Annotated in this window: 9 protein-coding genes; 5 read left to right on the top strand and 4 right to left on the bottom strand. The window is 34.5% G+C overall.

The window, feature by feature from the left end; genetic code table 11:
* Positions 1–143 precede the first annotated feature (143 nt).
* Positions 144–737: a TetR/AcrR family transcriptional regulator gene (locus tag P8M54_RS15735; RefSeq protein WP_300288989.1), complete on the bottom strand. Its 594-nt coding sequence runs from the start codon at positions 735–737 to the stop codon at positions 144–146.
* A 131-nt stretch (positions 738–868) separates the two neighbouring features.
* Entirely contained in the window at positions 869–1390 is a 522-nt protein-coding gene (locus P8M54_RS15740) for a YceI family protein (RefSeq protein ID WP_300288990.1), read from the bottom strand.
* 206 nt (positions 1391–1596) lie between these two features.
* Here P8M54_RS15740 and P8M54_RS15745 point away from each other — a divergent pair, with 206 nt between their 5' ends.
* Both P8M54_RS15745 and P8M54_RS15750 read left to right on the top strand, forming a co-directional pair.
* Positions 1597–2571 (top strand): polyprenyl synthetase family protein, encoded by a 975-nt coding sequence (locus P8M54_RS15745; RefSeq protein WP_300288991.1) that lies wholly within the window; start codon positions 1597–1599, stop codon positions 2569–2571.
* 38 nt (positions 2572–2609) lie between these two features.
* Positions 2610–2963, top strand: coding sequence for a hypothetical protein (locus P8M54_RS15750; protein ID WP_300288992.1), 354 nt, complete (start codon positions 2610–2612; stop codon positions 2961–2963).
* A gap of 249 nt (positions 2964–3212) precedes the next feature.
* Here the strand turns inward: P8M54_RS15750 and P8M54_RS15755 are convergent, their stop codons facing one another.
* Positions 3213–3758 carry a hypothetical protein gene (locus P8M54_RS15755; protein ID WP_300288993.1) on the bottom strand — a complete coding sequence of 182 codons (546 nt, stop codon included), beginning with the start codon at positions 3756–3758 and terminating at the stop codon, positions 3213–3215.
* Positions 3759–3875: 117 nt separating this feature from the next.
* On the opposite strand from P8M54_RS15755, the gene P8M54_RS15760 reads away from it, so the two are divergent.
* Positions 3876–6650, top strand: coding sequence for a 2-oxoglutarate dehydrogenase E1 component (locus tag P8M54_RS15760; protein ID WP_300288994.1), 2775 nt, complete (start codon positions 3876–3878; stop codon positions 6648–6650).
* Between the two features lie 144 nt (positions 6651–6794).
* Positions 6795–8036 (top strand): 2-oxoglutarate dehydrogenase complex dihydrolipoyllysine-residue succinyltransferase, encoded by a 1242-nt coding sequence (odhB, locus tag P8M54_RS15765; RefSeq protein ID WP_300288995.1) that lies wholly within the window; start codon positions 6795–6797, stop codon positions 8034–8036.
* A gap of 172 nt (positions 8037–8208) precedes the next feature.
* Here odhB and P8M54_RS15770 read toward each other — a convergent pair whose 3' ends face one another.
* Positions 8209–8649 (bottom strand): retropepsin-like aspartic protease, encoded by a 441-nt coding sequence (locus P8M54_RS15770; protein WP_300288997.1) that lies wholly within the window; start codon positions 8647–8649, stop codon positions 8209–8211.
* Positions 8650–8945: 296 nt separating this feature from the next.
* On the opposite strand from P8M54_RS15770, the gene P8M54_RS15775 reads away from it, so the two are divergent.
* The coding region (locus tag P8M54_RS15775; RefSeq protein WP_300288998.1) for a hypothetical protein at positions 8946–10541 on the top strand (1596 nt) is incomplete at its 3' end.

Raw genomic sequence — 10541 nt, forward strand, 5'->3', positions numbered from 1 at the left:
CTATTTTGAGTTTTGCTTTCTTCGCTTCTGCTTTATTTTCTAAAGCATATTTAATCGCATCCTTTAGGGTAAGCGATTGTGTCTCTTGTGCTTTACCTGCAGCGGTAAGTAAAACGAGCGCAATTATGATTATTCTGTTCATTTTAATTGAGATTTGATAAGTTTTTTTCTAATTCGGTTAAGCCTGCTGCTGTAGCCATGGCTCTAGTATGGTATTCTAATGCTTCTGTTTCCATTTTATACGCTTCACGCTCTGAGCTAATCGTTTCGTTGATACTAAAAATCAAAGTATAGTAAAACGTTATGTAGTTTTCGATGTTGATGTTACTGCGATACAATCCTTGTGTAATCCCTTTTTCGATATTTTGTCTAAAAAAATGTTGACAAATACTAATTTGACCTTCTATTGCTTTTCCGTAGATCTCTGGATAATGTTTTTTTAGTTGAAAAATAGGAGAGCTATCTGCTGATTTGAAAATTTCTTTAAAAGTTCTCTTTATTTCAAAGTTTTCTTCAATGGCATTAAAGTTCTTTGCAGTAATATTTTGCATGGTTTCTTGCACTTGCAAATGGACTAATTTTGTGCTTTCCTCGACAAGTATTTCCTTATTGGCAAAATACTTATAGATTGTCTTTTTTGAAATACACATTTCACCGGCAATATCGTCCATCGTAATGCTCTTAAAGCCTAGGCTTATGAACATGTCTTTCGCTTTTGATATTATTTTCTCTTTCATTTTATGATAAAACCCTTTTTTGTGGTTGTAATAGTGTTTTTTACGAGGCAAATATAATAGGAACTTAGAATACGTTAAAAGTTTCCCCTCTTTTTTCTTTTAAATTTAACGTTAGTTTAATGTTGGTGTAATCAGGTAGTAAACTCCAAATTAGCGATTAACTTAATGTGTTGGCCTACGGCGATTCCGCCAGCCTGCGCAAAGGTATTGTAGGTTAAACCAAAATCTTTTCGATTGATTTGACCAACTACTTCAAAGGCCGCTTTATTGACACCGTCGTAATTATTTATTCCTAAAAAAGCGGCATCAAGCTCCACTACTTTAGTAATATTTTTTATGGTAAGGTTTCCTTTAAGAAAGTTAATATCACTATTTACTTTTTGAAAAGAAGTTGATTTAAAGCTAATTATAGGATATTGTTGAATATCAAATAAGTCATTCAGTTTCATGCTCGTATCTATTAACTCAACTTTACTATCGGTATTGTTTACATCCAATAAAAATTCAATGTTTGCATCTTTGATTTGATTGTCAGCGATGTCTATACTGCCTTTAAATTTATTAACTGTTCCAGCAATGTATGCAATGATCGAATGTCTCATTTTAATAAGAACGTCTGATTGATTCGAATCTACGGTCCAAGTTGTTGTCATAATGGGGATTGCTGATTGTTGAAACTATTGCCAATTGAAAATCAATAGCATAGATGATTTTCACTACTAATTCGGGTACAAAGGTAAGCAGGAAACTTTGGATACCAAAATAGTTTCCAATGTATTTAAGTTTTATTTAACATTTACAATAAGTTCGAAGTTTGTAAAGCGATTTGAATGCTGTAAATTAGCCAAAAAAATAGCGCATGCACACCATAAATCAATACCAAGAATACGTTTCAGAATATTTAGAGTCCCAAAGCAATATGAAAGAGCCTCGGAATTTATATGAGCCTATTCATTATATTTTGGGATTGGGAGGTAAAAGAATTCGTCCCGTTTTGACTTTGATGACTGCTGAAATCTTCGAGACGGATTATAAAAAAGCGTTGCCTGCAGCACTTGCGGTAGAAGTTTTTCATAATTTTTCGTTAGTACATGATGATATTATGGATGATGCTCCCTTGCGTCGTGGTCAAACTACGGTTCATGAAAAATGGGATTTGAATACCGGTATATTATCAGGTGATGCCATGCTTATCTTAGCCTATCAATATTTTGAGAGTTACCAGCCCAAAATTTTCAGAAAACTAGCTAAGCTATTTAGTAAAACTGCCTTACAGGTTTGTGAAGGGCAGCAATGGGATGTTGACTTTGAAACTAGAGACGATGTTACGATCCCGGAGTATTTAAAAATGATTGAATACAAAACGGCTGTTCTAGTAGCTGCTGCTATGAAAATGGGAGCCATTATTGCACAGAGTTCTAAGGAAAACGCTAAGTTGATTTATGATTTTGGATTGAATTTAGGACTGGCTTTTCAATTGCAAGATGATTATTTAGATGCTTTTGGGGATCCTGAAACCTTTGGTAAACAAGTTGGTGGTGATATTATCGAGAATAAAAAAACCTATTTGTACCTAAAAGCAATGGAGTTTTCAACAGCAGAACAAGCCGCTGAGTTGAAACAATTGTTTACGAACCCAGCAGTTGATGTTGATGCTAAGATTACGGCAGTAAAAGAAATATTCAATGTCTCAGGTGGTTCTAAAGCAACGCAAGAAGCCATACAAGATTTCACTTTTAAAGCGTTTGAAACTTTAGACAAAATGAATTTAGATTCGGCCAAAAAAGAGGTTTTAAGAGCTTTTGGCGATAATTTAATGGGTCGAAAAGCATAATTAGCAGGGTTGTCATTTTAATTTAAAGATGTTTTTCAATGTTTATTGCCCCAAAAAATACTGATTTGTTGTTTAAGGAGGCTCAAGAGGAGTCTTTGTATCCTAAACTCATAGCTCAAATTAATAAAGATTTTAATCTGGCCAATGAAGGAATTGATTTCCCGATGAGCATCAAGCCCGAGGAACTTACCATACAATTACACGAAAAAATATACAGACTGATCCAATACAAATTCGCCGAATATTTAAATCTAATTTACATCATTGACGTAGCTGAAGAAGAGGTTAAAAAACTCGATGGTTCTGATCTTGTGCTACTGTCCGAGCAAGTTTCTTTTTTAATCTTGAAAAGAGAATGGCAAAAAGTGTGGTTTAAAAATAAATACCAATAAATACTCTGCGGTTTGTTAATTGCTTTAAAAAGTGTTTTTGGTAGGATTACAATCATCCTTAGGTCGTATTACATTGATTTTTTGTGTGTACTTGTACTATAGCCCCGATAGTAATGAAAAGCCTTTGAGCATAAAAAGCGAGTTATTGTTGTAGCGATTGAGCGACTAAAAGAAGCTCCTATCGCTGCTTACAAAAACCGCTTTATAGGGTTAAAGCTTGTAATGGATAGTGGGATAAGCTCCTAAGACTTAAAAATAAACGCGAACAAAAGGCATGAAAGCATCACTGTAAGCTCCTTGATTCTCTTTGTATAATACATTGTAACGTAATCCTACAGTTACATTATTAGTGCGGTAACCAGCACCTACGAATAGCCCAGTATTCCAAAAGTTATTAGTGAAATCGTTTTGACCTGTTCCTTTTACATTTACACGCAATTGTTCTAATTCTGCCGATAATTGAATTTCAGGAATGGGATTAACAAGAGCAATGATGCTACCACCATAAAGGTTAGAGGTGTAAAAATTTCGTTGGCTTGCGTAGGTGTATTGTAGGCCAACACCCATGGATACGTACTCATTGAAATTGTATATGGCGCTGGGTGCTATACTGATATCGGTGTAACCTGAACCCAAGCTAAGGCCAAAACCACCTCCAAATTGTACTTTGTTCCAAAAATCAGCTGCCGGATTAGACGAAAAGGTGCGTTGTTGGGCTGTTAAATTATTCGAAACAAATAAAATAAAAACAATTAAAATTGCTTTTAAATAGCTAGTAAAGTTGTTTTTACTCATAAGTTGTTGGATTTTTAACATTTTAACATATAAAAGAAACTTAAAATAAAGGCTAATTTAGTGGATTATTGTACTTTTGCCAAACTATTTTAACAAAAAGTATATTCACTAAATATTATGGATAGGTTTTCATTTTTAAACGCAGCACATACAGAGTTTTTTGCACAATTATACGATCAATACACTGAAAATCCAGATAGCGTTGAAGCAAGTTGGAGAAGTTTCTTTCAAGGTTTCGACTTTGGACAGGAATCTTACAACGGCCAAGATGCTGTTACTCATATAGCCAATGTAGCTTCAGGTGCAGTTGAAAGCACTGATGTTTCGGCAAAACTTCAAAAGGAATTTGATGTCTTAAAATTAATTGAAGGTTACCGTGTTCGTGGTCACTTGTTTACTAAAACAAACCCAGTACGAGACAGAAGAGCGTTTTCACCAACATTAGATATTGAGAATTTCGGACTTTCATCTTCGGATCTAGGTACCGTATTCGATGCTGCAAGAGTTATTGGTATTGCACCTTGCTCACTTGCGGACATCATCAAACACTTGGATACGATTTACTGTCAACACATAGGTATCGAGTACATGTACATCAGGAAACCTGAAATTGTACAATGGATTCAAAGTAAACTAACAGTAAACGATAATCAACCCGCTTTTTCAGTAGAGAAGAAAAAAACGATTCTTTCTAAATTAAACGAGGCAGTATCTTTTGAGAATTTCTTGCATACTAAATATGTTGGTCAAAAACGTTTCTCACTAGAAGGTGGAGAGTCAATCATACCTGCTTTGCATACCTTAATCGAAAGCGCTGCTGAACAAGGAGTAGAGCAATTCGTAATGGGAATGGCACACCGTGGTCGTTTGAATGTTTTAGCTAATATTTTTGGTAAATCAACTCAAGATATTTTTGGAGAGTTTGATGGTAAAGATTACGATAAAGAGTACTTTGATGGAGATGTAAAATACCATTTAGGACTTACAGCTGATAAAATCACAAGCACAGGAAAAAAAATAAATATCAATTTAGCGCCTAACCCTTCTCACTTAGAGACAGTAGGAGCTGTAATTGAGGGAATCACGAGAGCGAAACAAGACAAACATTTTGGAGATGATTTCTCTAAAGTATTACCTATCGCGGTTCACGGTGATGCTGCAATTGCTGGTCAAGGAATCTTGTACGAAATAGTACAAATGGCACAGTTAGATGGTTACAAAACAGGTGGAACAATCCATATTGTAATCAACAACCAAGTAGGTTTTACTACTAACTACCTAGATGCTCGTTCTTCGACTTATTGTACTGATGTGGCTAAGGTAACTTTGTCGCCAGTATTACACGTTAATGCTGATGATGCGGAATCAGTGGTACATGCTATGCAGTTCGCTTTAGATTTCAGAATGAAATTTGCTCGTGACGTATTTATCGATCTTTTAGGGTATAGAAAATACGGTCATAACGAAGGGGATGAACCTCGTTTTACACAGCCAGTGCTTTATAAACTAATTGCTAAGCACCAAAATCCAAGAGACATCTATGCTGAAAAACTATTGTCAGAAGGGGTAATCGATGCTGGTTTAGTAAAAACATTAGAGAAAGAATACAAAGATAATTTAGATCAAAATTTAGAAGCGTCTCGTAAAAAAGACTTGACAATCATTACGCCATTCATGCAAAACGAATGGAAAGGATTTGAGCAAGTATCTAACGATAAGATGCTTTTAAAAGTAGATACCGCCTATACAAAAGAAGGATTGACTCAAGTAGCCAATGCGGTTTGTAACTTGCCTGAAGGCAAAAAGTTTATTAGCAAGATTCAAAAGCTAATCAACGATAGAAAAACAATGTTTTTCGAAACCGATAAGCTAGACTGGGCTATGGGTGAGCACCTTGCTTATGGATCTTTACTACAAGAAGGTTACGATGTGCGTATTTCTGGTCAGGACGTAGAGCGCGGAACTTTTTCGCACCGTCATGCCGTTGTTAAAGTAGAAGAGTCTGAGGAAGAGGTAACTTTAATTGACAGCCTTGAAGGATCAAAAGGAAAGTTTCATATTTACAACTCTTTACTTTCAGAGTATGGTGTTTTAGGTTTTGATTACGGATATGCATTAGCAAGTCCAAATACCTTAACCATTTGGGAAGCACAATTTGGGGATTTCTCTAACGGAGCGCAAATTATGATTGACCAATACATCTCATGTGGAGAAGATAAGTGGAACAATCAAAACGGAATTGTAATGCTATTGCCTCACGGATACGAAGGGCAAGGAGCAGAGCACTCATCAGCACGTATGGAGCGTTACTTACAATTATGTGCAAGACATAATATGTATGTAGCTGATTGTACCACACCAGCTAACTTTTTTCACTTGTTAAGACGACAAATGAAAACAACGTTCCGTAAGCCATTAATTGTATTTACACCTAAGAGTTTATTGCGTGACCCTAGATGTGTGTCTTCAATCGAAGATTTTACCACGGGTAGTTTCCAAGAAACAATAGATGATACAACGGTAAACAAAGCTGATGTGAAAACGTTAGTTTTCGTAACCGGAAAATTCTATTACGATATTACTGCTGAGAGAGAAAATAATGGTCGTACAGATGTAGCCGTTGTTCGAATCGAGCAATTGTTCCCATTACCTGTAGAGCAGTTAAAAGCAATTATTGCACAATATCCTAATGCCGATGATTATGTTTGGGCACAAGAAGAGCCTAAAAACATGGGAGCGTATAGCTTTATGTTAATGAACTTCGATTTAGTAAAATGGAGATTAGCATCGTTAAAAGCCTATTCAGCGCCAGCATCAGGAAGTTATACAAGAGCAAAACGCCGTCATGCCGATGCTATTAAAATGGTATTTGATAAAGATTTATTTAGATAAAAATAATTAGGAGCTATTTCCTGCTATCCGCTATATCTTTTTCTTTTTAAAGAAAAAAGAAAAAGGATGTCGCTGCTATCAGGGCTATAACTCATTGCATAGAAGAAACAAAAAATTAAAATTCATAATTTAAAATATAAGGACATGATTTTAGAAATGAAAGTTCCATCACCAGGGGAATCTATTAAAGAAGTTGAAATTGCAACTTGGTTAGTAAAAGACGGAGATTACGTAGAAAAAGACCAAGCAATTGCTGAGGTTGATTCTGATAAAGCAACTCTTGAACTACCTGCTGAAGCAAGTGGAATTATCACATTAAAAGCAGAGGAAGGCGATGCAGTAGCAGTAGGAGCAGTTGTTTGCTTAATTGATACAGCAGCAAGCCCCCCAACCCCCAAAGGGGGAGCAGATGCTCAACCAGAAACAGCAAAAATCGAGGATAAAAAGACGGAGGCAGCTCCAGTAGTTGCTCAAACTCCCCCTTCGGGGGCCGGGGGGCAAACTTATGCTTCAGGAACACCGTCTCCTGCAGCAAGAAAAATATTAGACGAAAAAAATATCGCACCAGCTACTGTAACAGGAACTGGTAAAGATGGTAGAATCACTAAAGATGATGCAGTAAATGCAGTACCATCTATGGGAACTCCTACAGGTGGAAGCCGTGGTCAAGAGCGTACTAAATTATCAATGTTGCGTCGTAAAGTAGCAGAGCGTTTAGTAGCTGCTAAAAACGAAACAGCGATGTTAACTACTTTTAACGAAGTAAACATGACGCCTATCAACATTATCCGTAATCAGTACAAAGACGAATTCAAAGCAAAACACGGTGGTGTAGGTCTTGGATACATGTCTTTCTTTACTAAAGCGGTAACTAGAGCCTTAAAATTATATCCAGACGTAAACTCTATGATGGATGGTGATTATAAAATCGCTTACGATTTCTGTGATATCTCTATTGCAGTATCAGGTCCAAAAGGTTTAATGGTTCCTGTAGTTCGTAACGCTGAGAATTTGACTTTCCGTGGTGTTGAAGCGGATATCAAAAGATTAGCAATTAGAGCACGTGATGGTCAAATTACGGTAGATGATATGACAGGTGGGACATTCACAATCACTAACGGTGGTGTATTTGGTTCGATGTTGTCAACTCCAATTATCAACCCTCCACAATCAGGAATTTTAGGTATGCACAACATTATTGAGCGTCCTATTGCTGTAAATGGTAAAGTAGAAATTCATCCTATGATGTATGTAGCTTTATCTTATGACCACCGAATCATTGATGGTCGTGAGTCTGTTGGTTTCTTAGTTGCTGTTAAAGAAGCGTTAGAAAACCCAATGGAATTGCTATTAGACAACAATCCTAAAAAAGCATTTGAATTGTAATATTCATTTCTATAAATTCATAAAGCCGCCTAGTATATAGGCGGCTTTTTTATTGATTAGTAGTTTAGATGATCTCAATTACTTTCGTTTTGTCAAATCGAGCGGAGTCGAGATTGATTCCTGTTTCTCTATAGTATTTGATTTACAATGACAGCTGTTCTTAAGCAGATTTTTATTTGATCAAATACAAACAGTGGTTGTAGTAATCGACAATTGCTTTACTTTTCATCAAAATATCCGCACCAATAATGCCATGCACGGGTTTTACCTTGTGTTGCGTCAAGGCCTCGTTTACATGTGTCAAGTCAAAAATTACGAGTTCAAAATTGTTGTCTTTCCAACTCCCAATTTGCAATTGATTTTTTAGAGCCAACTGCGTAAACATTCCTGTTGCTCCTGCACCAGCAGCTTTAGTTTTTGCTTTTTTTGCTTCCAAAATAAATAAATCGACGCTCTCAAAACCAACACAACTGTTGGAAGCGCCCGTATCCAGAATGAAATTCCCCGATACACCATTGATTTTTGCTTTGATCAAAAGGTGCTGTGTTTTGGTAATTTTAAATTTTACTTTTTTATAATTCTCTTTTTTGAGAATGGTGTGGAGGTTCTTCATTTTTGACGCTTGTTGAAATACAAAATTAGGTGATTTATTTCTGAAAATAGTAGTATGTGCTTAGAGGGGGGTTATAAATATATTTTTATTACGACTGTTGTTATATCTATGACTGTGGGACTAGCGGCCAATTTTTTTGATATAGGCAATGATATAGGTCGTCAGTTGAATAAGGAGTGCAAACAAATTGTAAATATCCAATTAGTAATTCTAAAGCACTATTTTTATAATCGTTCAACAAAGGCTAAATTTTTTTTAAAGGTTTTTTATTTTTATTTTTTGTTGTACTATTGAATATGGATAAACGAATTTTATTACTTGTAATTTTATTTTTTGGTGTTGTTACTGCGCAAAACAAATCTGTTGCGGGAATAGACAGCTTAAAAGTTGTTTTGAAGGGAGAAAGAAATATCGAAAAAAAATGTGGTTTATTAGCTACAATCACGGAGTATTATCTCGAAAACGATTTAGATTCTAGCGCTGTTTATCTCAAAAAAACAGAGAGTTTAGCAACTAAACAGAAGATTGATTATGAAATTAATATCGCATTATTAAAAATAAACATGTGCCTCAAAAGAGGTGAATTTGAATTAGTGGAAAAAAAAATCAATTCCTTCAAAATAACACATCTAAAAAAATATGATATAAACCAGTATTTAGTACTTAATTATCTCCAAGGCGATTGCTTTTTGAAAAAAGGTGATAATAAAACTTGTTTAAAAATAACTAAAGATATCTTGATAAAATATCCAGCTCGAAAAACAAATACTATTGCTAAAATTCAAATGTTAAGAGCTACAGCATTTATGCAAATGATGAACCAAAAAATGGCGATGGTAAATATAAATGCTGCACTTGCAATTTTTAAGGCAAATAAAAATTATGATGGGTTGAGCAATTGCTATGTTCTATTGTGCTATTCTAATTTAAATTTAAATTTATTTAACAGAGCAGAAAAATATGCTGGATTAGCTAATAAAAAAAACGCATATAAAAGCAGAGCAGAACGTATTAGATTAAATCTAGCAATAGGTACGTTATATTACGCTCAAGAAAAGTTTGCACTGGCAAAAAAAACATTGAAAAAGACAATAGAAAGAAATAAAAAGCTGCGTTTAAATCAAGTTAACACTATTGCAAATCGATATATAAATTACTCGAACTTAGCACTAGGTAATTATAGTGAACTTATTAATGATCTTAAACATCAAGACCAATTTGCAATTACTCATTATGAAAAATATTATGTTCAAGAACAATTAGCGGAGGTACATATAAAAATCAAAGATTTTAAAAATGCTAAAATTAGTTTGAACAAAATGAACAAGATACTGCAAAATAATAAAAATAGTTTGAAAAGTCAAATTTTACAGTATTTAAATTTAGCAATTGTTATCGAAGAAAACTTGGGTAATTATAAAAAAGCGTTGTCGTATTCAAAATCATATAGTGATAAATATGAGAGTATCGAAGATAGTCTAAATTCGCAAACTGTGCTTAAATATCAAGTTGGGTTTGAAAGTAAAGAAAAAGAATTAGAACTGAAAAATTTAAAAATTGCTGCTCAAAAAAATAAAGCTAACCTTGTTCAAAAAGAAAACCAACGAAATTTGCTAGCAGTGATCATCCTATTTGTAGTTGTATTGTTGCTATTATCGTACGTTTTTTATAGAAAAATTAGAATACAAAATGTAAAACTAGAGGAGAAAGCAGTTGAAATTGAGATTAAAAACCAAGAAATTGAAAAATCTAATAAAACGATTAAAAAAACATTTTCCATAATTGCACACGATTTACGGGATCCATTTAACGCTATTTTAGGGTATGCTAGTTATATCACAGACAACTTTAATGAAATTAACACAAATGATTTACAGAAATACATACAATCA

The organism is Flavobacterium sp., from assembly GCF_029242675.1.
Lineage (GTDB): Bacteria > Bacteroidota > Bacteroidia > Flavobacteriales > Flavobacteriaceae > Flavobacterium.